At 42.8% G+C, this 24,629-nt stretch carries 25 protein-coding genes; 9 read left to right on the forward strand and 16 right to left on the reverse strand.

All coding sequences use genetic code 11. The features are described 5' to 3' along the window. Window positions 1-57 precede the first annotated feature (57 nt). Both ldpA and HWQ41_RS16345 read right to left on the reverse strand, forming a co-directional pair. The gene (gene ldpA, locus HWQ41_RS16340) at window positions 58-1,218 is read right to left on the reverse strand and encodes a circadian clock protein LdpA (RefSeq protein ID WP_292764691.1); all 1,161 of its coding nucleotides are present in this window, start codon (window positions 1,216-1,218) and stop codon (window positions 58-60) included. 571 nt (window positions 1,219-1,789) lie between these two features. Beyond that, window positions 1,790-2,173 carry a hypothetical protein gene (locus HWQ41_RS16345; protein ID WP_292764694.1) on the reverse strand — a complete coding sequence of 128 codons (384 nt, stop codon included), beginning with the start codon at window positions 2,171-2,173 and terminating at the stop codon, window positions 1,790-1,792. 473 nt (window positions 2,174-2,646) lie between these two features. On the opposite strand from HWQ41_RS16345, the gene HWQ41_RS16350 reads away from it, so the two are divergent. Next, complete coding sequence (locus HWQ41_RS16350) at window positions 2,647-4,551, forward strand: chloride channel protein (RefSeq protein WP_292764696.1); 1,905 nt, start codon at window positions 2,647-2,649, stop codon at window positions 4,549-4,551. A 329-nt stretch (window positions 4,552-4,880) separates the two neighbouring features. Here HWQ41_RS16350 and HWQ41_RS16355 read toward each other — a convergent pair whose 3' ends face one another. After that, entirely contained in the window at window positions 4,881-5,294 is a 414-nt protein-coding gene (locus HWQ41_RS16355; protein ID WP_292764699.1) for an AbrB family transcriptional regulator, read from the reverse strand. Between the two features lie 389 nt (window positions 5,295-5,683). Here HWQ41_RS16355 and HWQ41_RS16360 point away from each other — a divergent pair, with 389 nt between their 5' ends. The 6 genes from HWQ41_RS16360 to HWQ41_RS16385 all read left to right on the forward strand — a co-directional run bounded on the left by HWQ41_RS16360 (window position 5,684) and on the right by HWQ41_RS16385 (window position 9,779). Further along, complete coding sequence (locus HWQ41_RS16360; protein ID WP_292764701.1) at window positions 5,684-6,124, forward strand: Rrf2 family transcriptional regulator; 441 nt, start codon at window positions 5,684-5,686, stop codon at window positions 6,122-6,124. 99 nt (window positions 6,125-6,223) lie between these two features. Beyond that, on the forward strand, window positions 6,224-6,544 hold the full coding sequence (locus tag HWQ41_RS16365) for a hypothetical protein (protein WP_292764703.1): 321 nt from the start codon (window positions 6,224-6,226) through the stop codon (window positions 6,542-6,544). 185 nt (window positions 6,545-6,729) lie between these two features. Next, on the forward strand, window positions 6,730-7,701 hold the full coding sequence (gene cbiB / locus HWQ41_RS16370) for an adenosylcobinamide-phosphate synthase CbiB (protein WP_292764706.1): 972 nt from the start codon (window positions 6,730-6,732) through the stop codon (window positions 7,699-7,701). A gap of 104 nt (window positions 7,702-7,805) precedes the next feature. After that, window positions 7,806-8,342 carry a bifunctional pyr operon transcriptional regulator/uracil phosphoribosyltransferase PyrR gene (gene pyrR / locus HWQ41_RS16375; RefSeq protein WP_292764709.1) on the forward strand — a complete coding sequence of 179 codons (537 nt, stop codon included), beginning with the start codon at window positions 7,806-7,808 and terminating at the stop codon, window positions 8,340-8,342. A 74-nt stretch (window positions 8,343-8,416) separates the two neighbouring features. Then, entirely contained in the window at window positions 8,417-8,602 is a 186-nt protein-coding gene (locus HWQ41_RS16380) for a hypothetical protein (protein ID WP_292764712.1), read from the forward strand. Window positions 8,603-8,705: 103 nt separating this feature from the next. Further along, entirely contained in the window at window positions 8,706-9,779 is a 1,074-nt protein-coding gene (locus tag HWQ41_RS16385; RefSeq protein ID WP_292764714.1) for a tetratricopeptide repeat protein, read from the forward strand. Between the two features lie 143 nt (window positions 9,780-9,922). Here the strand turns inward: HWQ41_RS16385 and HWQ41_RS16390 are convergent, their stop codons facing one another. After that, window positions 9,923-10,306 carry a nuclear transport factor 2 family protein gene (locus HWQ41_RS16390; RefSeq protein WP_292764717.1) on the reverse strand — a complete coding sequence of 128 codons (384 nt, stop codon included), beginning with the start codon at window positions 10,304-10,306 and terminating at the stop codon, window positions 9,923-9,925. Window positions 10,307-10,853: 547 nt separating this feature from the next. Between HWQ41_RS16390 and HWQ41_RS16395 the strand changes: the two genes are divergently transcribed. After that, window positions 10,854-12,116 carry a DUF4912 domain-containing protein gene (locus HWQ41_RS16395; RefSeq protein ID WP_292764720.1) on the forward strand — a complete coding sequence of 421 codons (1,263 nt, stop codon included), beginning with the start codon at window positions 10,854-10,856 and terminating at the stop codon, window positions 12,114-12,116. Window positions 12,117-12,201: 85 nt separating this feature from the next. Then, window positions 12,202-13,128, forward strand: coding sequence for a phosphodiester glycosidase family protein (locus tag HWQ41_RS16400; RefSeq protein ID WP_292764723.1), 927 nt, complete (start codon window positions 12,202-12,204; stop codon window positions 13,126-13,128). Between the two features lie 29 nt (window positions 13,129-13,157). Here HWQ41_RS16400 and HWQ41_RS16405 read toward each other — a convergent pair whose 3' ends face one another. From HWQ41_RS16405 to HWQ41_RS16460, 12 genes are all read right to left on the reverse strand, one after another. Further along, entirely contained in the window at window positions 13,158-13,472 is a 315-nt protein-coding gene (locus tag HWQ41_RS16405; RefSeq protein ID WP_292764726.1) for a hypothetical protein, read from the reverse strand. Between the two features lie 54 nt (window positions 13,473-13,526). Beyond that, window positions 13,527-13,784: a hypothetical protein gene (locus tag HWQ41_RS16410; RefSeq protein ID WP_292764728.1), complete on the reverse strand. Its 258-nt coding sequence runs from the start codon at window positions 13,782-13,784 to the stop codon at window positions 13,527-13,529. Between the two features lie 26 nt (window positions 13,785-13,810). Next, the gene (locus HWQ41_RS16415) at window positions 13,811-14,038 is read right to left on the reverse strand and encodes a DUF1003 domain-containing protein (protein WP_292764731.1); all 228 of its coding nucleotides are present in this window, start codon (window positions 14,036-14,038) and stop codon (window positions 13,811-13,813) included. Window positions 14,039-14,738: 700 nt separating this feature from the next. Next, window positions 14,739-15,479, reverse strand: coding sequence for an SDR family oxidoreductase (locus HWQ41_RS16420; protein ID WP_292764734.1), 741 nt, complete (start codon window positions 15,477-15,479; stop codon window positions 14,739-14,741). A gap of 79 nt (window positions 15,480-15,558) precedes the next feature. Next, on the reverse strand, window positions 15,559-16,026 hold the full coding sequence (locus HWQ41_RS16425) for a hypothetical protein (RefSeq protein WP_292764737.1): 468 nt from the start codon (window positions 16,024-16,026) through the stop codon (window positions 15,559-15,561). A 662-nt stretch (window positions 16,027-16,688) separates the two neighbouring features. Beyond that, window positions 16,689-17,999, reverse strand: coding sequence for an efflux RND transporter periplasmic adaptor subunit (locus HWQ41_RS16430; protein ID WP_292764740.1), 1,311 nt, complete (start codon window positions 17,997-17,999; stop codon window positions 16,689-16,691). Between the two features lie 498 nt (window positions 18,000-18,497). Then, a complete protein-coding gene (gene dcm, locus HWQ41_RS16435; RefSeq protein WP_292764743.1) occupies window positions 18,498-19,577 on the reverse strand; it encodes a DNA (cytosine-5-)-methyltransferase in 1,080 nt (359 codons plus the stop codon). A gap of 13 nt (window positions 19,578-19,590) precedes the next feature. Beyond that, entirely contained in the window at window positions 19,591-20,865 is a 1,275-nt protein-coding gene (locus tag HWQ41_RS16440; protein ID WP_292764746.1) for a hypothetical protein, read from the reverse strand. 84 nt (window positions 20,866-20,949) lie between these two features. After that, on the reverse strand, window positions 20,950-23,034 hold the full coding sequence (locus tag HWQ41_RS16445) for a family 10 glycosylhydrolase (RefSeq protein ID WP_292764748.1): 2,085 nt from the start codon (window positions 23,032-23,034) through the stop codon (window positions 20,950-20,952). 12 nt (window positions 23,035-23,046) lie between these two features. Then, window positions 23,047-23,181 (reverse strand): hypothetical protein, encoded by a 135-nt coding sequence (locus tag HWQ41_RS16450; RefSeq protein WP_292764751.1) that lies wholly within the window; start codon window positions 23,179-23,181, stop codon window positions 23,047-23,049. Window positions 23,182-23,231: 50 nt separating this feature from the next. Further along, complete coding sequence (locus tag HWQ41_RS16455; protein ID WP_292764754.1) at window positions 23,232-23,804, reverse strand: HdeD family acid-resistance protein; 573 nt, start codon at window positions 23,802-23,804, stop codon at window positions 23,232-23,234. Between the two features lie 184 nt (window positions 23,805-23,988). Next, complete coding sequence (locus HWQ41_RS16460; RefSeq protein WP_292764757.1) at window positions 23,989-24,540, reverse strand: alpha/beta hydrolase; 552 nt, start codon at window positions 24,538-24,540, stop codon at window positions 23,989-23,991. Between the last annotated feature and the right edge of the window lie 89 nt (window positions 24,541-24,629).

A 24,629-nucleotide genomic window follows, 5' to 3' on the forward strand; every position in this document is an offset into this window, starting at 1 on the left:
AGCGAGGACATTTGCGTGCAGGAGAACTCGCCGTGGGTAATTTTCCGTAACGAGCGATTAACGCTCCTGCTGTGACTTGATCTGGGAAACGAGAGAATGGGCAAGTTCTACAGCTTGCCAAAGTAATACGTCATCTTCTTCTAGGCGAACATTCGCCTTCACATTGGTGTTACTTACCTCCTTATTCTCTAACTCTTCGAGAATTGGTGACAGCAGTACACGGGCGTAGCTACCGTAGGCGACCCCGGCAATGGAGGAGGGGGGGCAGGCAGCAGGCAGCAGGGGGAAAAATCCTTCTCCTCTGCCCCCAGCCTCCTGCCCCTCTGCCTCTTTGAGTAGTCCCATTGCCTTTAACTTAGCAACGGTATAGCTATTAGTGCCGCCTGCTAACTGCACATATCCCGGTAACTTAGCTGCCAAAACTTTTTGCCCTAATTTCACCGCAGCTATTGTAGTACCATCGCCAATATCACCACTCATCGGACGACCGTCGGTTTGCCAAATTAAAGCACTCTTGAGCGGGGCAATCAGGTCATACACTGCTCTTAGGTAGTCAGTCATCCCCTCGCCATCCGGACAACTGATGGCTAGTAACTTTAGTTGATCGGCCCACGGTGAAATTGCTTGCCATAATTGCTCAAATTCTGCCAACCGCCCCACTTTTGTATGGATTTCTACGGCATCTACTCCCGTTGACATTACCAATGGCGCGATCGCTCCCGGCGTTGACATATATGAACTTGTATAAATTATACCATATGGACAAACTGGTATACAACGACCGCAGCCATAGCACTTTTGTGATAAAACTCCCGAAAAGTCTTCTTTTATACTGTTAAACACGATTGCTTGTGCCGGACAAATCCGTTCACAGGGTCTAGGGCAGTCTGTAGGACACTCAGTAGGATTAAATTCTGCTTTCCGAAAATGGGGATCTTCTCCATCGTTCAGGCTGACCATCAAAAAGGGTGAGTTGCCTTTGTAGCCAAATCCTCGCTTTTGGGCATCCTTAGCAAGAGTTCTGGCTACTTGTAGCGCTGCTTGCGCCGCTGCAATCACCGCTGGATCAGCTGCGACATCTATGCAGTCAGCGCCCGCCAAAGTATAGGCCAACGTTAAACTTCTGACTGCCGGCAAATGCTGGAAGCTGGCTCCGCAGATCAGCTTGAACCAGTCACCTTGTTTGAGAGATTGTAAAGGGGCGAACAGATCAGTCACATTTCTATTATGCGTTTATGCGACTAAAAATAGTAGTCTGTAATCAAGAAAAAATCCGGATTTCCTAATTAAGGGACTTGCAAGTAAAAAAAATATCCAACTATTTTTTGTGGGTTGGGCTAGAAGCCGAGCCAGTTTATCGGACGGGCGAGACGCTCCGTCCCTTGCGCGGCGACCATAGAAGAAGTTCTGATGACTTTATGCGTAAGCTTGCAGGGGTACGGCGCAGCGCAAGGGACTTCTCTCTATATCACAAGATTGGATAATTTATTTGTTGAAAATCCCTGACCACAAACCTGGGTTAAATTTGATTACTTTTCCCAAAAGAGCATTAAAGCTAAAAGATGGTCAATAAATAGGGCTTGCAGTTCACCCGATAACTCAAATTAGTTGCTCCACGCAACAGATGTGAATTGGCTGCCAAAATACGAAGAAATCATCGCTACCTTTAAGCGGACATAATGTAAAACCGTGTCCTATTTGGGGCGAATAAGACACGGTTTTACAGGAGTATTTACTTATAATATTACAAAAATCAAAGTAAAATTTGATTTATACCAAAGTAATCCATTTACTGAGATTTTCCTGGTTGATTAACTTTCTCTGTTGTGGGAAAGATTTGGCGATCGTAGTTTGTCTTTTCCTGAGTCAGAGCGATCGCACTAAAGAAAATGGCACTTCCTACAGCCAGGGCGATCATCGGGCGCTTCAGCAGGACAAAATCTCTGATAATCCTCGCTAAAGGTCGGCTTTGACGACGTAGCGCCGAAGAAATCATCAATTGTCTCCAAGTAAACGGATCGCGGACATAATGACCGCTTTGGCAAACTACTAGCCGTTCCTGGCAATAGGGACAGCAAAACAACCCCATGCGCGTTTTAACAGGTTTGGGCGTAGCATTTCTTTGGCAAATTGGGCAAGTAACATAATGATTATCAAAGGTGTGTATATTCATTTACCTCGTCCGCCTAGTCCATTTACTCGCTCTATAACAATAGCTATATTGAATTGGGATCAATACTTAGCAGACTTCCAAGTATGGTCTGACATCAGCCATAAATCATACATACATTGTATTACTACCAAGGATGGCTCAATGGTCGCAACACGAGTATAGCTAGATTTAGGCAAAGATGACTCCTAGTTAATGTTTGCGGGTGCGTCCACCCAGCCCACAAAAACTCTGTTGTCTCTAGAAAGAATAGCGTTGGCGCCCACTCGCACCCCACTAGCGCTCGTTGACCCTTAAATAATAATTGTCTCCTATTTAACCATTCTCCTCACAAAAATTTTGCACAATGACATTTTTTACTAAAGCTTTATAAATCAAGCAAATAAAGTCTACTTGTCTGGTTGCTAAATAATGGCTCACAATGAGAAGTAACAGATAAAAATTTAAATTTTTTCTTACATTTACCCCGCCTCTCAATGACTCTCTTGCCTCCCACTCAACTGAGGAAGGTAACGGAACAACCTGCCTTTCCTACACCTTCCGCTCCTTTAGCTCACCTAATTAATCGTTTTCAACCATCCCCAGAAACCGTCGTGCTGTTTTTAGCCATGCTCATTGGCGGTGGTACTGGTATGGGTGTAGTCACCTTTCACTATTTAATCCAGTTGATTCACCAGCTAATGCTGGAAAATTTAATGGGTCAAATCGGCGTCTGGGGTGCTTGGACTTTAGCCTGCGTTCCCACCCTTGGCGGATTAATCGTTGGCTTGATGCGCTGGCGCACTCAAGACTTTGGCCCGGGACTTTCATCTTTAATCGCCGCCTCTCAGGGAACAGAGATTAGGCGACCACTACGACCAGTTACGAAGATGCTGGCCGCATCTGTTTCTTTGGGGAGCGGTGCTTCTTTGGGGCCAGAGGGGCCGAGTGTGGAAATTGGTGCAAATTTTGGGATGTTGTTTTCTGTGATCTTAAATGTATCTCAAGAACGACAACGTTTGCTGTTGGGTGCTGGCGCGGCGGCTGGACTTGCGGCTGGATTTAATGCTCCCATCGCTGGAGTGTTTTTTGCCCTAGAGGTGGTGATGGGAGCGACATCTTTCGCTACCTCTGCTGTGAGTGTGGTGCTGCTAGCGGCGGTGGTAGCAGCATTAATTGCCCAAATTGGTTTGGGGACACAACCTGCTTTTGATTTACCTGCTTACCAAGTCCGTAGTCCTTTGGAATTACCCCTTTACCTTGGCTTAGGTTTAGGGGCCAGCCTAGTTTCTCTGGCTTATACTCAATCAATTCGTTTAGCAAAAGCTTGCTTTGCTGGGAAGGTTCCAGGTTTTGACTTTTTGGGACGAATTCCTCAGCCGATTCATCCAATTATTGGCGGTGTAATAATTGGTGCAGTTGCTTTGCACTTCCCGCAAATTCTGGGCGTGGGTTATGAAACTGTTGAAGCGATGCTTCAGGATGTGGAGTTTCCCCTCTACCTGTTGGTGGTGCTGTTGGTGGTGAAGCTACTGATAACTGCAATTAGTGCAGGTAGTGGTTTCATCGGCGGTTTGTTTGCACCAGCAATGTTTTTAGGTGCTTCTTTTGGTTCAGCTTACGCCAAAATTTTGGCTGTGGCATTCCCGGCTATTTGCGATCAAATGGCGGCTCCCCCAGCTTACGCAATGGTAGGAATGGCAGCAGTACTAGCTGCTAGTGTCAGAGCGCCGTTAACGGCTATTTTAATGCTGTTTGAATTAACCCGCGACTATCGGATTGTTTTACCGTTAATGGCAGCTGTGGGTTTGAGTGTTTGGCTAGTAGAAATGATTAAACCAACTTTTAACTCTAACTCTAACCTACAACAAATTGGTCTTTCGGAATTGAAAGATGAACAAGCGGAAATTGTGCAGCAAATTTTGGTAGAAGATGCCATGTACCCCTGTCCAAAAAAGTTACCTGCAACCCTTGGGGTGTTAGATGCAGCTGTGGAAATGACACGCGATCGCGCCCGCAGTGCTTTAGTAATTGATGAAGTAGAGCAATTAGTTGGTATACTTTCTCTGGAAGATATTAACCGTGCCCTTGCTCTTTGGCAAACTTACCCAAATTCGCTAACTGAAATTCCAGATGATTTATCCAGTCAAACCCTGATAGATATTTGTACTACTGAAATCCTCTACGCATGGCAGGATGAACTATTATCTGAGGCTTTAGACCGCATGAATCTTCGAGGTTTGCATCAATTACCAGTGGTAGCACGAGACAAACCCGATCGCATTTTGGGTTTACTAGAAAGGGAGCAAATTGCATTCACCTGCAATTTAGCAGTTACGCGGAAGGCACTTCGCCACTATTTACCAGTCTTACCCACCACAGATATAGTTATTAGTCATTAGTCATTGGTCATTGGTCATTGGTCATTGGTCATTGGTCATTGGTCATTGGTCACTTGTACTGACTTGTACTGAGCGACGCGTTGCCCTGAGCCTGCGCCGTTCGCGCAGCGTCTCGTAAAGAAGGGTCAAAGTAGGGTTGCCGTTGGCGCAGCCTCTCGTAGAGAAGTATTGGTCATTAGTCATTGGTTTTCACAAAGGACAAATGACAATTGACTAATGACCATTTATAGTCATTGGTTTTCACAAAGGACAAATGACAATTGACCAATGACTATCTATAGTCATTGGTTTTCACGAATGACAAAGGACAATTGACTAATGACCATTTATTAAGCGGTGGCTTCTATGGCTTCATCACCTTCCCGATCTTCTGGATCTACCTGTCTCAGACGAATGTGCTTTTTGCCTAAAGTGATCAGAAACTCATCTCCAGGTTTAAGATTCATCTGTTTTGTGTAAGCTGAACCTATAAGTAAGTTACCATTCGATTGCACACTAATTCTATAGCTAGCACTACGTCCACCACGCCCATTAGCACTGGGTGTACTGTCCAACTGAATGCCTTCGGCATCAATTAGGGCATTTAAGAACTTCATCATATTGACGCGCTCTATACCATTTTTGGTAATGGTATAGTAGCCGCATTTTTTGGCTTTGTCTTCCTTGCTCTCACTCTCTAGCTCTTTAACTTTTTTGAGCAGTTCATCACCGAGTAGGGGTTCAATTTTTTTCAGTTTAGGCATCAACTTAGGTCGAAAACGAATGTTTGAAGTGTTGGAATCGATTTTATTTTAGCTGACGTTGAGCTAATAGGAACATAATCCTTTAGTTTTTATCTCAACCTAGCCAAGTATATTACACTCATCGGCACAATTGTTATGTGATTAACAATATTTCCAAGACAATCTATTTTAGAGAATGCTGGCAATGCTGATAACTATATATATAGTTTGTGAATCACTGCTAGACTATAACAAGTTTTAAGTTTTCTAAACTAACGCTCAAAAGGTTGTCTCGTTGCTGAGGATGATAACTGAGTCACCGAATGATAAGCAAAACTGATCCTTAGTCATTGGTCATTAGTCATTGGTTATTTACAAAAGACAAAGGACAAACAACAAAACTTGCCAAAATGAAACTAACTACCAGAGGACACTATAGTGTAAAGGCGTTGCTAGATTTAAGTTTACAGCCAAGATATGGCCCTGTATCTGTGAGAGCGATCGCCAAACGCCAAGATATCCCAGCTCCTTACCTCGAAAAACTACTAATAGAAATGCGTCGTGCTGGGTTAGTGAAATCAATTCGTGGTAGCATCGGCGGATACCAATTGGCAAAAGAGCCTGCACAAATATCTATAGGACAAATTTTAGAAGCAGTTGGCGAGACTAGCCATTTACCCCATCACACCCCAGCACCTGCACAAGCTGAAGATTGGGTAACATTTAGCCTCTGGCAGAGACTCAACCAAAAGCTCAAAGAAGCTTTGTACGGTATTACTCTGGCAGACCTTTATTATGATGCTCGTAGCTGGCAAGCTTCCCTTGGGGAAGAAGCTAGTTTTGTGGTTTAGTCAATAGTCAATAGTCCAAATATTGACCCTTGACTGTTAGCTCGACTTTATCCAAAATTAAGAACTCGGTTTTCTTTATCCGGCAAAAACCCTGGCTTTTTGGCAAATACTTTTTCCACGTCACAGATTATCGATGAAGTTAAAAAAGTAAAACTACCGTCCCAGAAAGGTTTCAGCGATAGCGATCGCATTGCGAAAAAAATGGATAAAGTCGAGGTTAGAGGATATTTGAAAAGTATTGGGCGAATAGAATTCGCTACTACACAAACTTTCGTCCGCCTACGCCCAAAGCATGAAAAACCCTTGATTTTTCATGCTTTGGGCGTAGCGTTCCGCAAGGAAAGGTGGGTAAAGTCTCGTGTAGCCGCGACTTCCAGTTGCCAAGGCTTTTCAAACAACCTCTTGACCCTTGACTCGTAATACCAATTCTGTATGAAGATGCGCCAAATTATATCAGGACTTAAGTACAAGAAACAAAAACGAAGCGCATTCGCGTAGCGTCTCGTTAGAGAAGGACGCATTCGCGTAGCGTCTCGTAGAGAAGGACACAAAGTAATAAGAAGTTAGAAGGTTTGGCGCAGCCTCACAAATAAATGGTAGAATTTATGACTAATAATATCTATATCTTAATAATTGCTGCATTTTTAGATTACTTAATTGGCGATCCTTGGGATTGGCCTCATCCAGTGCAAGTTATGGGGTGGGTAATTTCTCGTCTGACCAAATTTTCTCTCCAATTGTGTCAAAATTCTCTAACACAACGCCTAGCTGGAATAGTATTAGGCATTATCCTAATAATTGGTAGCGGTCTTGTTGGCTTTTTGATTATTCAAAGTGCCAGATGGGTTCATCCGTTGTTGGGAATTGCAATAGAAAGCATTATTTTGGCTAGTTGTTTTGCTGGCAGAAGTTTGCGAGCAGCAGCAGTGGCTGTTTTACAACCTTTAATAGCGGGAGATTTGGAGAAGGCTCGGAAGATTTTAAGTAATTACGTTGGTCGAGATACACAAAACCTCTCACAAGCAGAAATTTTGCGAGCCGTTTTAGAAACGGTTGCAGAAAATGCCACCGATGGGGTAATGGCTCCGCTTTTTTATGCAATTGTTGGTGTGTTTGTGCCAGTTGTGGGGCCAACTCCCTTGGCTTTAGCATATAAAGCCAGCAGTACCCTTGATTCAATGGTGGGCTACCGAGAAGCACCCTATACTTATTTGGGATGGTTTTGTGCGCGGTTGGAAGATTGTTTGACTTGGCTACCTTGTCGGTTAACAGTCGTGACTCTGGCGCTGTTATCGGGTAAACCGATGCATGTTTGGCGAATTTGCCGTCGGGATGCAATTAACGATCCTAGTCCCAATTCTGGCTGGAGTGAGTGCGCCTATGCTGCTTTTTTGGATGTGCAGATGGGGGGTACAAATTGGTATCGCGGGGTAGCTAAGTACAAACCACTGCTAGGAGATGCTATTTATCCCATTACTGCAACTTCTATACAGAATGCTTTGCAGCTGACTCGATATTGTTTTTTGCTATGGTTAGGAATAGCGATCGCTATATTCTTAATACTTCCAAATAGGTAATCATAAATATAAATTTAGGAGAGACGCGATTAATCGCGTCTGTACAGGAGTTAAGAATAAAAACTCCTAACTCTTAACTCATCACTCCTAACTTATCACTCGCTATGTCTGCAAAAGTAGTTGAAATTCTCTCATCCGAAGAAATCCGTCGTACCTTGACTCGCCTTGCCTCTCAAATTGTGGAAAGGACGCGTGATTTGTCCCAACTGGTGCTTCTTGGTATTTATACCAGGGGTGCGTTATTAGCCGAATTGTTGGCACGTCAGATTGAGACGCTGGAAGGTGTAGCCGTGTCAGTCGGCGCTTTGGACATTACATTTTATCGAGATGACCTCGACAAAATTGGCTTGCGGACTCCGGCGAAAACCAACATTCCTTTTGACCTGACGGGGAAAACGGTTGTACTCGTGGATGATGTGATTTTCAAAGGACGGACGATTCGCGCTGCTTTGAATGCCGTAAACGAGTACGGTAGACCGGAAGTGATTCGTTTAGCTGTGTTAGTAGACAGAGGTCATCGGGAATTACCAATTCACCCAGATTTTATTGGCAAGCAGTTGCCTACTGCTAAAGAAGAAATTGTCAAAGTTTACTTACAAAATTGCGATGGACGAGATGCAGTGGAGTTGATTAGTCATTAGTCATTAGTCCTTTGGAGTTGGGAGGCAGAACTATAGCGCTTCTGGTTTGGGTTTCGAGTTATGAACACGAAGTTTTGAGTTATGAACACGAAGTTCCGAGTTCTGAACACGAGGTTTCGAGTTCTGAACACAAGGTTCCGAGTTCTGAACACCAAGTTCCGAGTTCTGAACACCAAGTTCCGAGTTCTGAACACCAAGTTCCGAGTTCTCTGCTCAAAAACTTAGCTACGATCGCTACACTAATACGAAAATACGGCTGAATCAGCAGTTATTTTTACAAGCTAAGGGCTTAATACCAAATGCTAAGAAGAACTACACTGTGATTAAGGAGCAATTAGGTAGCGATCGCTCAAAATAAACTGCGTGTTTAACCTTCTTCAGCCAATTGTAGAATTCTACACCAACAACAAAGAGTTTATTAATAACCTGCTCTCAGGTGCGTTCCCTGCGATCGTCGGTGTTTTATGGTGGTTCATCTGGCGACACCGCCAGCGACGCATTCCAGAGAAAAGTTACCAAGCCCTCAAAATTAAACCCGACGACTACGAAGCTTGGAACAACCAGGGCAATGCGCTAGTTAATTTGGGAAAATTAGAAGAAGCGATCACCTCTTATGATCAAGCCCTCAAAATTAAACCCGACTATCACGAAGCTTGGAACAACCGGGGCTATGTGTTAGGAAATTTGGGAAGATTAGAAGAAGCGATCGTCTCTTATGACCAAGCCCTCAAAATCAAACCCGACGACCACCAAGCTTGGTACAACCGGGGTATTGCACTGCGAAATCTGGGAAGATTAGAAGAAGCGATCGTCTCTTATGACCAAGCTCTCAAAATTAAACCCGACTACGAGGAAGCTTGGAACAACCGGGGCTTTGCGCTATTTAATTTGGGAAGATTAGAAGAAGCGATCGCCTCTTACGAGCAAGCCATCAAAATCAAACCCGACGACCACGATGCTTGCTACAACCGGGGCTATGCGCTATTTAATTTGGGAAGATTAGAAGAAGCGATCGCCTCTTATGACCAAGCCCTCAAAATCAAATCCGACTACCACGATGCTTGCTACAACCGGGGCTATGCGCTATTTAATTTGGGAAGATTAGAAGAAGCGATCGCCTCTTATGACCAAGCCCTCAAAATCAAACCCGACAAACACGAAGCTTGGTACAGCCAGGGCGTTGCGCTAGGAAATTTGGGAAGATTTGAAGAAGCGATCGCCTCTTTTGACCAAGCCACCAAAATCAAACCCGACAAAGACCAAGCTTGGTATAACAAAGCTTGCTGTTATGGTTTGCTAGGGAATGTCAATTTGGCAATAGAGAATTTGCAACAAGCTATCAACCTAAATCTTGAATGGCGAGAGATGGCAAAAACTGATACTGATTTTGATAATATTCAAGAAGATCAGAGGTTTCAAGATTTGATTAGTCGTTAGTCATTGGGCATTGGTTAGTAGTTTGGTTAGTAGTTATAGCGTTTCCTAATCACATGAGGTATATCTTAGCCCCCTCCTCGCTTGCGGGGAGGGGGTTGGGGGTGGGGTTCTTGTACCTCACAAGGGCCGAGAACCACTATAATCTACCGCAAAATTGGGCTACCATGATGATGAACTAAATACCACTTACCACCGAGAAACTGAAATACATTTGTAGCTGTTGATTGTGCTTCTAGTCTTCTCCCACCTACCACTTGAAACACATTTTCTCTCAACACAACGTAGGCGATATTATCACTTACTTCTGTAGCAATTATATCTGTGTTAATTTCAATATAAGCGGTATTTGTAAATATCTGTTCCCAAGAAGTGCGAATCTCTTTCCAGCCTCGCAGTATATTACTTCCAGGATGAATACAAAAACTACCAGTTCCTTGTGACCAAACTGCACTCATTGTCTCAATATCTTTTCTTTCAAAAGCTCGATAAAAAGCTGCATTAGCTGCTAAGACTTCATCCTTCGTCATGGGTAATCAAATATTAAAAGTTAGGAGTTAGGAGTTACGAGTTAGTTAGGAGTTAATAAATTATAACTCTCAAGTTTGACAAATTAGTAATTACCCATGCCCAATGCCCAATGCCCAAATCCCTTTGAGTGGATTGCGGTTTGTGGCTAATCCATAGCATGATGTCATGAAAATTTGACATTGTGGCGATCGCTCAACATCGAACTAGTTGCTAATGTTATGAAAGCATGACAATATGATCCCAGAAAGGCTGATAAATTCGTGAAACAGGCAAAAAACCTATTTAAACCACTTGATCCCTAGATATGCTTAGTGGTTAATATTGACTTAAGAAACTAGAACTCCGCCGATCCCAAAGAAATGCTGATTTTGGCATAACCAGGAATTGAAAGGAAGTGGCCTCAATTTAAAAACAGACTAAAAAACTTAAAAACTGGGCAAAACCAGGAGTCAGGATAAGAAATTCATCTGGAGTGGATGAGATTTTACATAGCATTCTTTAACCAGGGGAAATCATTTACCGCTTAAACTACTGGAGGCCAAATTAATGGTAAAAGAACGCCCGCCACTAGAGGAGATGACCTTACGCCAACTACGCAAAGTTGCTAGCGAATATAGCATCTCTCGCTATAGCCGAATGCGTAAATCACAACTTCTGGCATCAATACAAGAAGTCCAGCGCAGCAAAACTTTACTCAGTCCATCTCGTTCATTGGAGGCACAGGAAACCGTGGAAGCTGCAAAGTTTGAATTAGGTCAGGAAGATCGTACAGGTGGATCTTTGGCTGATGTTGATGAAGGACTCGCAGATTTGCCCTCTGGCTATGGTGACAGCCGGATTGTACTCTTACCACGCGATCCTCAGTGGGCTTACACTTACTGGGATGTTCCGAATGAACACAAAGAGGAACTGCGCCGACAAGGGGGACAACAACTGGCACTACGGATTTATGATGTCACCGACATCAATATTGAATACCAAAGCCCCCACAGCATTCAAGAATATCCTGCTGATGAACTAGCCAGAGAATGGTATATACCAGTTCCAGTTAGCGATCGCGATTATGTGATCGATATCGGCTATCGTGCTGCTGATGGTCGCTGGTTAGTACTAGCTCGTTCTACTAAAGTACACATTCCTCCCGTCTATCCTTCTGACTGGATAGAGGATGTCTTCATCACTGTCAACTTTGAAGAAGATTTGCGTGGACAGACTCAGTACGAACTGGTTCCCCCTGCCAAGAAGATTGCAGTTACCGCCAATGGTAATGCTGGTAATGCTGGTAATGCTGTGAATGGCAACCCCATCTACGACCAAATATTTGGTTTAGCAGAATCTGCCGAAGTACTACGGGTTGCTGGTTCTATCTTCGGCTCGCAGCAAGTTTCAGCGCGTCCTGAACAAGCCATCAGCTCTTACATTTTCCCATCTGGTGTGGGTATGTGGGCAGTTCCCACCGCGTCTGGCTTAACCGCTTCCGGTGTCGGAATGTCAGGTGTTGGCTTCTCGGCTTCCGCCGTACCAGTGCGTCCACGCCAGTTCTGGTTAATTGCCGATGCTGAGTTGATAGTCTACGGTGCAACCGAACCCGATGCTACCGTAACCATTGGCGGCCGTCCAATTAAGCTAAATCCAGATGGAACATTCCGCTTCCAGATGTCCTTCCAGGATGGTTTAATTGACTATCCGATTTTGGCTGTAGCTGCTAATGGTGAGCAAACCCGGTCAATTCAGATGAAATTTAATCGTGAGACACCATCCCGAAATACTAACACCAAAGAAGAAGCTGTTTTAGAATGGTTCCCTTAAGTTTTGGCTCTGAGATTAACTCCAGACTGAAATTTTAAATTATTCCCCGCTATAGTAATTCTGTAGCGGTTTTTTTTGCATTAGTATGTATACAAAAAAATTATTTTTGTTATTTAGCTTGATAATTGCAGCGAGCTTATTATCAGGTTGTCAAAAGATTGAAGCAAATTCAGTCGCAAAAGCATCTAAAACTTGCCCTGGTAAAGATGCCAAGTTCAGTATTGATTTTTTTAAAACCAATAATCAAGGTAAAAGAAATCAAAGAGGTATTAACAATGTGATTATTTTTAATCCCAAATCAGCAGAATTAGATTTCAAAGTTAATGTTGGTCTATCTCATAAACTCTACGCCAAAGATGCTAGGGGGAAACTGCGTAAAGAATATGTAGCAAAAAAGTTTCATGAACTCATCGGCGATGAGAATGCCAAATTAAACGGACAGCTACCCATTGCCGCAATTAATGCTGACTATATAGGTACTGATGATAAACCACAAGGCTTAAATGTTTCTCGTGGCGTAGAGTATTCAGGAGCATTTAAAAATAAACGTTCTTCCTTTGGGATATCAGGAGGTACACCCAACCAGCGACAGGCTACTATCCAAGCTGGCAGAAGAAAAAGCGATATTCTCAATTACAATTTAGTGGGCGGTAATGGCAGATTCTATCGTCAGGGTAAGTTTAAAGATATTTGTCAAGATTTGGGAGAATTTGCCTGTAAAAATGCGACTAATCGCTCTCTGGCAGCTATCACTAATCAAGGCTATGTAATACTATTAGTTAATGACTTGAAAGCTAATTCAAATATTGAATTATCTCAACTTAATCAAGAGTTACTGCCAAATATGTTTGATAATGTCCTGGAAGGCATTGCTAGCAATAACTGTTTAGGTAAGATTCAAGAAGGAATATTATTTGATGGAGGTATGTCTCCAGGATTGTATTATAACCAGAAAACTTATGTAGAAAACCTTGGGCCGATTGGTTCAGTTTTTTTGATTTACAAAAAATAAAACTAGATTTACTTCCATCTGGCTAAATTTTAGAGTACTGACTCTTTAACTTTTTGCGAATTCTCAAGCTTGTTTGGATTCACCCAACGATTAACGAATTCCTTGTTATGTTTGTACACCTTGATTTGCACTTGCTTGGAACTTAACTTGACAACTTCGGCGGCAATTCTTTGAACATCGCTAGAATCGGCGCGAGGCTTGTAAAGCCAAATGACTTTTTGCCCTACTTCAAAGTAGTTAGGATTGCTAGTTAAAGAAGGCGCACTTTCTGCCCAAGAGGGGAAAGCAATTGCTAAGTTGATCAAAAGTACTAAGACCACTAAAGTGATTTGGAAAAGTTTCATGATCATTGCACTTGTCTTGGGTCTGGCGGGGCAATCAATCTGCTGTTCTAGCATTTAGCTATTGTCCTTCTTTGCTTTCTCAAAGTTGAAAGGTAGGTATACTAAAACTTCTTTGGGCAATTTCTCATTAGTTTGCTCTTTGAATCCTGGCAAGACACCTACTTTTATCTCACTCATAAATTGCTGTTGCTCTTTCATTGTCGGCAAAACACTTGCTTTAATCTCATTGAGCGCTTGCTGCTGCTGTTTGACAATTTGAGTCAGTTCTTGTATTTTTTGAGCTTGTAATGTGTCAAGTTTTTCATGTAGCAATTCAATATTTTGTGTAGCTTGACAATTTACCAGGTGGTCATATTCTTTTCTCGCTCTATATCAGACTGACGATTTTGACTCATCAAAACAATGGGTGCAGTGTAAGCCGAGGCAAAGGAAAACACCAAGTTGAGCAAAATGAAGGGAGATTGATCCCAGTGAGGCACCCCAGGTGTGAGGTTCAATCCTACCCACGCTGCTAAAACAGTACTCTGCCCAATTAAAAATGACCAAGATCCCATTTTTGCTGCCATCGCATCAGCTACTCACTGACCAAGTGGTGATTTGTTGGCTTCAGCTTTTTCTAACAGTTGTTTTTGGGTGTTGACGTTGCTGGTTGATAATTTTGCCGGATTCATGTTGCACCTCTTTTTCACCTAAAATTTGATAGCACTAGAGATTTGGGGAATTAATTACTCAGCTTTTAGCTGTATTAATCGCAAGCCAAGTTTGTATTTGTTCAAAGTTCAAATCTCTACTGATTTCAGGATAAAGCGACTTGCAGAATAAAATCAAATATTCTTGTTTGTTAAAACGATAAATTAGAATTATGATAAAATTTGTGATGCTCTAACTTGAGATCACCGATTTATTAACGGCTCTTAACTATCACGCCGTAAGTGTCCCACGCTCATTCTGTATTCAGAATCAGTGGCGAGATACAGCAGTTTTCTTTTGCATGAGGGACTTCTTAATAAAAAAACATCCCAAATTTTCTTGTGGGATGGGTGTCCGCACTACGTGCCGCTACGCGAACACCCGTCCCATATTCAGGGCGGGCTTTCCGGCCCACCCCACAAGATGGATAATTTATTTCTTGTCAGTCCCTGAAGTACAAAGCTATGGGTTTTGAGGCAGGAGGCAGCAGGCAGAAACTCTTTGTATCTGATTTTCTGTCCTGCATTGTGTACCTCACTTACTTGCAAACTGCTGTATAAGGGAGCTTTGATCATCTCACGCGATTCCACCGTTTACACGGATGTTTTGCCCAGTGATCCACCTGGCTTCGTCGCTAGCGAGAAACGCTACTACGTCGGCGATTTCTTGCACCTCTCCCAGTTTACCAAAAGCAGCCATTTGGGCTAAATGGTCTATCTGTTCTTGTGTTTTGCCTTCTCGGAATAGTTCTGTATCGGTGGGGCCAGGAGAAACAACATTAACTGCGATCGCCTTTGCACCCAATTCTTTAGCTAGTACCCGCGTGATTTGTTCAACAGCACCCTTGGTTGCTACATAGGCACTATAAGTTGGCAGCATCATCACCGTAGTTGATGAGGAAAAGTTGATAATCCGTCCCCCATCTGCCATGTGTTGCGCGGCTTGTTGGCAAGCAAAATAGGTGCCTTTGACATTAATGGCATAAATCTTGTCAAACTCTTCTTCTGTCACCTGAGTAATTGGTTTATAGAAGGCGATTCCGGCATTGTTGACCAAAATATCGACTTTACCGAAGCGTTCAAGTGTTTGCTCAAATAACCGTTGGATGTCGTGTACTTTGCTAATATCAGCTTGGAGGGCGATCGCTTGTACTCCCAACTTTTCAATTTCCGCAACAACTTCCTGTGCTTTGCCTGCATTACCCGCATAGTTAACGACAATAGATGCGCCGTTACCTGCTAATTTGAGTGCGATCGCTCGTCCAATTCCCCGCGATGCACCTGTGATAATTGCAACTTTTCCGGCTATTGATGCCATAAATTAATCTGGTTTTTGTAAGTTGTCTGTCTTCCTTAACCAAAAGCTCATCTGGTTTATCATATCTGCGTAGATTAAATTATTTTAAGAAGGGATTTTCTGGACTTCTCCCGAATTGAAGGTCTGATGGACTTATCGGCAATTGAGTCGGACATGTTGACTGAGATAACAGTGTTCCATTAAATGTAAAAGTAGTGCCGTTAGAATTAAGAGCAGTACCACTTATCGTCCGATCTGGAACAAAGTCTCCTTGTACTACACCCTGAAGTGAAATACTTACTAATGGTGAAACTGGTTTTGTGACTGCTTGCCAACTTGTCTGATCGCTACTAACGTTATAAGTAGCGTTTTGTCCAAGAAACTGTAGGATACCGTTGGGGTCAAATTCAAAACAAGCAGTAAAATTATCTCCCAGACTCGAATTAACATTGACATTGTAGCTTTTGCCCTGCACTCCAGCTTGTACTGGCGCAGCAAACAACATTATCTGTCCAAGTAAACAAGTTAAAATTAAACCATATTTAGATTGGATGATTTGCACTGACATAATTTTTTATTTCACTTATGTAATCAAGTAATTCCTTACCTTTACCCGTTGGTGACAGGTTAAGGTCATTATCCATTTATCAATAAGTAATTATACTTAAATTTTAGTCAAATCGAGGTCGGAAACACAAATTTTCAACCTGCGATGCTTAGGTTGGGCTACGCCGAAGCATCATCTTGAAAATCAGCTTAGTACAAAGCTTAATTAGATAGATCCTCGATAGCCTGGATAATTTACAGCGTAATCACTACTGACAAAACGAATTATACCCCACTTCTGCACTTCATTTTGTAATATACGAAGATTTCCAATATCTGGCTAATGGTGGTTAGATAGTAATCACAAACCACCACTAATTATCAGTATTAATACTTAATGATTAACTTTTATTAGGAATATTCTTGAAGCTCGATGTATTATATCTTACAGTGCGGAATATGGGTTATAGCTTAAGCTGTCACGAATGCTCTCCTTTTATAGCAGTTGCCATGAGCTAATCATAAAACACTGACACTAAGAGACTTTCAAGCCTGTTCCCTATTAAGAGTTCCCTGCTATAACAGAGAGGTCAGAGTGTATTGCATATAAACGATCGCTTCGCTATAGTTAACGCTCTGAGGTGGGCATTGGTAGGAGACAAGATTGAAGACTGCTCCCCTTAATTAAGATTCTGGAACGATCGCAACACCATCCCTGAGATTGAGCAACCCTGAGATAATAACTTTATCTTCTGGCTGTAATCCATCAATAACTTGGTAATTATTACCTTTGATCTCGCCTAGCCTCACTCGCCTTTGCCGAGCTACTTGTTGGGATACACCTTGGGGAGATTTTTCGGTTTCAACTACATAAACAAAAGTGTCCCCAGCTATACGAGTCATTGCTGTTGTGGGGATTAAAACTCCGGGGCGCTGATTCCAGAAGACTCTAGCCCTTACCAATTGATTTGCACGTAGCTGACCATTAGGGTTGTTAAAAAGTGCTTTGATCAGTATCCCTTGTGTTTCATTACTGGCATTAGGTGCAATGAAAAATACCCTACTTCTACCAAGCTTCTGACCTTGTGTGTTCATCACCTCCACAGGCATTCCCTTACGCAATTGGGGCCCTTGCTGTAGTGGCACAGAGATATTGACTTCTAAAGGTCGATTTTGGGTGAGATTAACTAATTGTGTGGAAGTATTAACTAAATCACCGACTTTCACCGCGATGTTGCCAACTGTGCCACTAAAGGGAGCGGTAATTTTGTCGTACTGAATCTGTTGTTTTTGAGTATTTACATTATCTTGCTGCAAGGTTTTTTCAGCTTGCAATATCGTAGCTCGTTGTGCTTGAATCCTGGAATCAATTGCATCAAGACTAGTCTTAGCAGTAGCGAGCCGATCAGCAGACTGATTGCTAGTCTGTCGAGACACGGCTCCTTCCTCAGCTAGGGTGACAAACTTTTCGTAGTTCTGCTGGTACAATTGCACATTTGCAAGGTAGGATGGTCGTTCTGCTTCTAGAGATTTGAGTGTAGCGCGGGCATTTGCCAGTTGCATTAAAAATGCTTGAGGCACAGGATTGTTAAGAGCGATCGCAGCTTGTGGCGTAGAATCTACTTGGAGAATTGCCGCTCCTGCTGAGACTGAATCTCCCGATTTTACAAGTATCTGGGTAACTTGGCCTTGAATCCTCGGCTGGAGCGTGACTGAGCGCTGGGACTTTAGGCTAGCAATAAAATCTGAACTTTCCTCAATTATGCCGCTTTGTACTGTCGATATTTTGACTCTTACCCCTAAAGGTTGAGCGTTAGCAGTTGAAGGTGCTGAATTTTGGGGAGTTAGTAAACGCCAAACTACAGCTGCTGCGCCCCCTAATAATAGTAGTGCAGGTAAAAACAGCCAAAGCCACCGCCGTTTTCTAGAAGGTGGCTCAAATGAGGTTTGTGGAGGTTTGTCTCCAAAATCAGTTTGAGGCTCAGGGGATGTCATGGCTGATGAGGAACTTAAGGAACAAATTAACTAGAATTCTATTAAAATTTTATCTGTAGATATTGAAATTACTGATTTGGCACGAGGTTTTGGGGCAAATTATGTGTTACCCCCTCCAAATATACAGTTTTGATGATTCTGTCTAAATCTACCGAAAGGTGAATCCCTAATTTCCCATCCTGTTATTAGAGACAAGGTTTGGTGATTCCGGCATACCCATAATTCCACCGGACAAAGTCGGTGATATTCCTGAGTCAATATGTAAATTAATCATCCGGCTAGTTGACCGTAAGTAGAGCGGCGTGAATAATGAAGAGGTTTGTAGTAAGGACTAAAGTCCTAATTTGAGGGCTGAAATCCTATCTACGAGACGCTACGCGAACACTACGAACTCATCTCAAGATCTTTTACATTACTTAATCTACTTTGATTTATTCTCACCTACTTACTTAGCTCAATATCTTTCGAGTCTTTCTTGTCAGGCTGACGATTGGAGAATTAACGGCTGAACTCTGCTTCTGGCAAGTCAACAAAAGCCTTACCAACAGTTGCGTAGGGTAGTAGCCCAAATAATTCAAGTTCAGGACTATGAGTAGATAAAGGTAAGCGAATACTACCAATATCCTTTCGGCAACCAAGAAAAAATAATCGTCGCCTTAACTGGGGAGTACCGAAATCAGCAGCTAAAAGTACACCGACTGAGATGTTGTAACCCAAATTCGCCATCTTGTCACAAATTTGCTGGTAGAATGTGCCACCTGCAATCCCTTTGAGATTAGATACGTTTTCCATAACAAAAAAGGGCGGGTACAAGTCCTCAACAAAACGTAAAAATTCATAAATCATACCACCTCGATCATCCTGAAAGCCTTTTTGTTTACCTGCCTGACTGAAGGCTTGGCAGGGTGGCCCTCCAAAGACAATATCTGGTTTCTCAACCTCACCGGAAAACTTTTGCCATAGACTTAACGGGTTTTCTACAGTGGAGATATCATTTTCCAAAACACAAATATGGCTACCAAAAAAACCGCGCAGTGTTGCACAAGCATCTGACCAATTATCGAGAGCTACCTTAGTTTCTATACTACCTGTAAGATCAGCACCAATGTCCATGCCTCCTGCGCCGCTAAATAGGCTGAAAGCTTTGAGAGAACGATTTTCAAATCCTAGCGACTTTGCTTGCTGAACTAAAGATTTAAACACAGCTTCTGCAAGGGGTACAGGTACAGCATTACCTACCTGAAGCTGAGTACTTGTTAGCGTTCCCTCAAACTTCATATCATCAGGGAACCCTTGTAAACGAGCTGCCTCTCGCACAGTAATAAATCGGTTTTCATCGGGATGGACGAATTTATTGAAAATGTAACCCGTCACTGTTAATGAGGGTTTATCTGGATCAAGACGAATTATTCTTAAATTTGGCCCACCTTGACGATTTGGATCGTGCTTGAGATAAAATTTAAAGCTATCGTGCCAAAGTTCTTCAGGCAAGTCCTGCATTTTTTGCCCAATTTTTAAGGCATCGATACGCTTTTGGACATCGGAACCAACCCGTCTAGCAATGTGATTTGCAACCAATTTGCACGGACTATTAAAATTGGAAATTTTCGGAAATCCAGTCATCTCTCACATGGCTTTGGGTGAAGGTAATTATACCATCGAAAAGATTGTACATCTCTTTCTCAGGTGGCAAGTCTGCAACTTTTTTCGCTTTTCCTGTTTCATCTAGCGTCCATATAACATCCTGAAGTTCGAGCAGATAATCATTATAGTGACGCACAGCATGAATGTTAGACAGCAAAGCAGTTTTTACTGCCATTTGACTATGTTTTGGCTTTCCTGTAGCAGCAATTTTTAAGACTTGATAAATTCCTTTTTTAATATCATCAGTTCTGTCCATTCCTACGCTAGATTTACCATCAGAGACGGATTCGTACCCATCACCACTCTTTCTCACTGGCCAAGTCAAAGGTCTAGGAGTAGGTTGTCCACAAGCATTTGTCAACCAATAAACAGCTTCAGGTATAGATCCCCTACCCCGTGCTGCTTTATTATACGCAGAATAGGCAATATTCCAAAACTGAAAATATCGATAAAATAGTTGATTATCCCGGCCAAAACTTCTGCCAATTTCTTCGTATGCCCATGTCGGAGAACTATGGCTTGCTTTTACTCCTAAATCCACAAGTTCATAGTTCCAGTCATCTTCTTCTAACTTGGGCAGAATTATATGCAAGTTAGATGATGCCAGAAATGAATTGTCTGTAGGAGAGTGCAAACAAGGTATTGGTTCTCCATCTTCTCCCATCTCGGTTTGTACCTCAACCTTCGCTGCTAGAGCAAGTGTTGTCAATGGTGCGGCTTTTACTTCTGCAAGTAAGACTACACTCTCCTTTTCATCATGAATTATTACGTCAACGGGTTCAGCACCATGATAAATTTTTAAATTCCTGGAATTAATTTTAAATAAATGATTGAGGAATACACAGAGCAAATGACTTGTAGTTTTGCCAATAGTTCCAGATGGTAATTTGTTTGCCTGATGATAGTAAAAATTACCTTGTAAAACACATCTTGGGCAAGTATTAGTGTATGGGTAAATTAATAGAGGAATATTATTTACTGGACAATAAAGCCATCCTTTATTGGTTAGTTTTGTATAATACTCAGCAGCTACAATCAGGTCAAAAGCTGCTGCCAGTGATATACCAGGATTGGTAGCAGTGCGTTTGGCATTTTCCAAAGCTTGCTCAACCAGAATCGAAGTTAATGCTTCTTCATGAGGATTTACTTCCAGAGCTTTCACTCTTCCTAAAAGGCTGACTATCCAATCGGACTTAACTGCTTCAGGTTGATTACTTTGCACAAGTATTCAAAGATGCAATTGCACTCATATTACACAACAGTATAACAGCGATCGCGCCTACGCACTCATAAACAGCACTCTGCTTCAACTAACTGTAATAACTGTTCCCACACTCTCATTAGCCAATCTATCCACCGCACACACGGCATAGGTTCCCGCTAGTTGGACAGTAGCGAAGGTTGTGCCAGCAGACAAAATTCGCTGAATCGTCCAAGTATCGCCACTTTGCCGATAAAGTGTCCAAGAACGAACTGGCTGATTATCTCCGGGCTGCCAACTCAGTTTGCGGTTATTAACTTGTAGTCCAATGGGTGGAGGGGGTGGTGTTGTATCCTCCCAAGGCAAAGTTGGCGGTAGCGCGGGTTTGTTATAAAGCAGACTTTGGAATTTATCAGCAATGCCCTGACTATTTTCCGTCAAAACACTGAGATTAAAGAAGATATTCCCCAGTGATAACTGTCCAGCTTGGCTACGACTAATTTTCACCTGCTTTTCAATTTCATCACTCTCCCGACTCTTGTTGCTTGGTTCTGTCAGATTGTTACCAGCATAAACGTGTCTTTGCTTCGTATTTACCTCTGTCCACCACTTTAGCAACGCCGGATAACTTTGTTGTGGTTGATCTGTGCGCCAGTAAAGTTGAGGAGCGATATAATCAATCCAGCCTTGTTCTAACCATTTCTTCGAGTCAGCATACAGCACGTTGTAAGCATCCAACCCAGTAATCCCAGCAGGTTGTCCGGGGCGATAAATCCCAAAGGGACTAATACCAAATTTAACGTCGGGTTTGGTTGCTTTAATTCCCTGGTAGAGACGCTGTACCATTTTGTTAACATTGTCGCGTCGCCAGTCGCCAAGGCTGAGTGTACCACCGGCTGACTTATATGCAGCGTAGGTTTTGTCATCGGGGAAAGACTGCCCCTCGATGGGATATGGATAGAAATAATCATCTAAGTGAATGCCATCAACATCGTAGCGCTTCACTACGTCAATAATTACGTTGTAAGCTCTGTCCTGAACTATTTTTAGTCCTGGGTCCATCCAGCGTTGAGTTTTCCACAAATAAACGCTTTCTGGATTGGTAACTGCTATGTGGGGACGGACTGTTTTGGCTGGGTCGGTGGAAGTGCTAGCGCGGTAAGGGTTGAACCAAGCATGAAGTTCAATATTGCGCTTGTGACATTCTGCGATCGCAAACGCTAAAGGATCATAAAATGGTTCTGGTGCTTGACCCTGAGTTCCTGTAATCCAAGCACTCCAAGGCTCTAATTTGGATTCATATAAAGCGTCTCCCTCCGGTCGCACCTGGAAAATTAGGGCATTGAAGTTTAACGCTTGTAATTTAGTAATAATCTCGGTGAGTTCAGCTTTTTGTTGAGCAACAGAAAGTCCCGCTTTGGAGGGCCAATCACCATTCCACACAGATACTACCCACGCCCCCCGGAACTCCCGACTATGATTGACCCTAACGCTACCGACAGGTGTGGGCGTGGGTGTCTGCGTTGGTATCGGTATGGGTGTTGGTATCGGTATCGGTGTCGGCGTGGGCGTTGATATTGGCGGCTGCACTAGGTAACTAGAGGCAATTTTTTCTGCCTTACCTAAATACACCAAAGCTTGATAAATAATCACTGCCACATCTGCACGGGTGGCTGCGAGATTGGGATTGAGTAATTTGATATTTGGGAAACTAACCACTAATCCAGCGCTAGTGGCAATAGCTACGTGATTTTTACCATACTCAGGAATCTGAACAGAATCTTGATAAATTTGTGGTAGTGCTGAGAGGAGGTCAGGTTTTACCTTGGTGGCAATTTCTAAGCCTCCTACCAAGGAAACTAAGACTTCTACTCTAGTAATTCGGTTAGCGGAACGGAAACTTTTATCAGGAAACCCGCTAATAAATGCTTTTTCGTAAGCTGTTTGAATGGCGGCTGCTGCCCAATAATTAGTAGGTACATCAACAAAGGGGACATACTGCCGCTTCTTGGAAACTGTCCCAAATGCGTTGGCGATGATGGCGGCAAACTCAGCGCGGGTAACAGAGTTATCGGGGCGATAGGTGCCGTTAGGCAACCCATTGACAATACCACGTTGGGCTAAGGCTGTAATAAATAAGCGTGCCCAATGGTTTTGAATATCCGAGAAGGGAGTAGTAATAGATACCATTGTTGATTGCAGCTAGCTGGCCTTGATTTTGATTTCCTTAGTTAATTTAGCAATTTTGTTGGCGTAGGCGTAGCCAGCCGTAGGCATCGCTGCTGCAATGTCTTGTAAACTTTGACTACTCAAGTTTGGGCATTGGGCATGGGGCATGGGGCATTGGTAATTGCTTTTTCCTATTCCCCACTTCCCACTCCCTTGTACTAAGTGGCTTTTGCAGTTTGGTCAGGAGGATTCAAGGTAGAACGCGCATTCAATGACAGCATTACGCGTGAAATACCGGTGAAAATAATGCTGACACCAACTAGTGTCCCAATCAGCCAGGGCGCATTGAAGGGCCACTGGAACCAAATCATTGCGCCTAAGAGCAGTGTAATAATGCCATCACCTAGTATCCACGTCCAGTTCTGTTGCGGACGTAACCGGAATGCCAGAATTAACTCGAATGTACCTTCAGTCAACAAAAAGGTGCCAAGCAACAGAGTCAGTGTCAGCACACCTGTAAAAGGGTAAACAAACAGCATTATGCCGGTTGCAATATAGAGTCCGCTCAATAGAAGTTTCCAAATAAAACCTCCTCGGTCGCGGGTTTGAGTGGCATACACTAGTTTTGTAAATCCGGCGAAAATCAAAATCGCTGCAATCCAAGTTTCGGCGAATATGGTGGCGAAATTAGGCACTGCGATCGCAATAACTCCCAAAATACTCAGGAGAACACCAGTTATCAGTGACCCATTAACATCCTTGTTAGTATCTCTAGAAACGTCGGTTGTCATAAAAATCTTTTCCCTATTCTTAAACTCAACTCTACATTTAGGTTAGGGAATTTCTGAGTAACACGGTATGAACCCTAAGATAGACTCATCAGTATTAACTTAATCCTGATCATGACTAAAATTCACGACTATTGAGACACTAAACCAATCATCTGATGACAACTATATTCTCTCTAAGTAGACCTCATAAGAGTTCTGCAAGATTGCTTAGGCGCTCATAAACAGAGATGAGACGATCTCCTTCAAGTTCAACAGAAGTATTTGGATAATTCTGAATTGCTCCAAGTAGTGTAACTTCACCCTTTTGTTTAATAGATGCACTTAAAGCGCTTCGCAGCGCCTGCTGATCTAGTTGTCCTGCGGGAGGATGAACTACCTCACCAATTTGGTTAACTAAAATTGGCCCTGCCCAGCTAGACAGTAAGCTATTTAAAAAGGCAGGATCGGCTTTGATTGGGGCTTTCAGTGCCTTACGAGCTAATGCGGGGTCTTGTTTAGCCGCCTGCAAATAAGCCGTTAATGTCGGGGTAGTCTTGCCAGTTTCTGTAAACTGACTTAATTCTTCAACAGATATTTGCCCCTGAAAAGTACCATATTTTAAAACAACTTGCTCAGCAGCATTAGCATTAGTAGTTGAGAATAGAACAATAGCGCCTACGCCTAAAGCTACTGTTTGAGTGAGTAACTTCGTGAATTTCCTATTGTTTAATCGATTGAAAAGTTGAGAAATCTGCATTTTGTCTAACTTGATAATGGTGCGGAGTGTACATACTCATATCTTGCACCTGGAAATGTTGATGTCAAAACCAGAACTAAGTGTAAGAG

The sequence above is a fragment of the Nostoc sp. NOS(2021) genome (assembly GCF_017115025.1).
Classification (GTDB): domain Bacteria; phylum Cyanobacteriota; class Cyanobacteriia; order Cyanobacteriales; family Nostocaceae; genus Nostoc.

What these genes read in the sequence shown, in the direction of transcription:
- HWQ41_RS16390 (WP_292764717.1), bottom strand. Translation starts at nt 10,306, where the DNA reads ATGACGAAGGATGAAGTCTTAGCAGCTAATGCAGCTTTTTATCGAGCT.
- HWQ41_RS16345 (WP_292764694.1), bottom strand. Translation starts at nt 2,173, where the DNA reads ATGAATATACACACCTTTGATAATCATTATGTTACTTGCCCAATTTGC.
- HWQ41_RS16350 (WP_292764696.1), top strand. Translation starts at nt 2,647, where the DNA reads ATGACTCTCTTGCCTCCCACTCAACTGAGGAAGGTAACGGAACAACCT.
- HWQ41_RS16430 (WP_292764740.1), bottom strand. Translation starts at nt 17,999, where the DNA reads ATGACATCCCCTGAGCCTCAAACTGATTTTGGAGACAAACCTCCACAA.
- cbiB (WP_292764706.1), top strand. Translation starts at nt 6,730, where the DNA reads ATGACTAATAATATCTATATCTTAATAATTGCTGCATTTTTAGATTAC.
- HWQ41_RS16405 (WP_292764726.1), bottom strand. Translation starts at nt 13,472, where the DNA reads ATGAAACTTTTCCAAATCACTTTAGTGGTCTTAGTACTTTTGATCAAC.
- pyrR (WP_292764709.1), top strand. Translation starts at nt 7,806, where the DNA reads ATGTCTGCAAAAGTAGTTGAAATTCTCTCATCCGAAGAAATCCGTCGT.
- HWQ41_RS16400 (WP_292764723.1), top strand. Translation starts at nt 12,202, where the DNA reads ATGTATACAAAAAAATTATTTTTGTTATTTAGCTTGATAATTGCAGCG.
- HWQ41_RS16415 (WP_292764731.1), bottom strand. Translation starts at nt 14,038, where the DNA reads ATGGCAGCAAAAATGGGATCTTGGTCATTTTTAATTGGGCAGAGTACT.
- HWQ41_RS16445 (WP_292764748.1), bottom strand. Translation starts at nt 23,034, where the DNA reads ATGGTATCTATTACTACTCCCTTCTCGGATATTCAAAACCATTGGGCA.
- HWQ41_RS16455 (WP_292764754.1), bottom strand. Translation starts at nt 23,804, where the DNA reads ATGACAACCGACGTTTCTAGAGATACTAACAAGGATGTTAATGGGTCA.
- HWQ41_RS16355 (WP_292764699.1), bottom strand. Translation starts at nt 5,294, where the DNA reads ATGCCTAAACTGAAAAAAATTGAACCCCTACTCGGTGATGAACTGCTC.
- HWQ41_RS16395 (WP_292764720.1), top strand. Translation starts at nt 10,854, where the DNA reads ATGGTAAAAGAACGCCCGCCACTAGAGGAGATGACCTTACGCCAACTA.
- HWQ41_RS16460 (WP_292764757.1), bottom strand. Translation starts at nt 24,540, where the DNA reads ATGCAGATTTCTCAACTTTTCAATCGATTAAACAATAGGAAATTCACG.
- HWQ41_RS16425 (WP_292764737.1), bottom strand. Translation starts at nt 16,026, where the DNA reads ATGTCAGTGCAAATCATCCAATCTAAATATGGTTTAATTTTAACTTGT.
- HWQ41_RS16450 (WP_292764751.1), bottom strand. Translation starts at nt 23,181, where the DNA reads ATGCCCCATGCCCAATGCCCAAACTTGAGTAGTCAAAGTTTACAAGAC.
- HWQ41_RS16420 (WP_292764734.1), bottom strand. Translation starts at nt 15,479, where the DNA reads ATGGCATCAATAGCCGGAAAAGTTGCAATTATCACAGGTGCATCGCGG.
- HWQ41_RS16360 (WP_292764701.1), top strand. Translation starts at nt 5,684, where the DNA reads ATGAAACTAACTACCAGAGGACACTATAGTGTAAAGGCGTTGCTAGAT.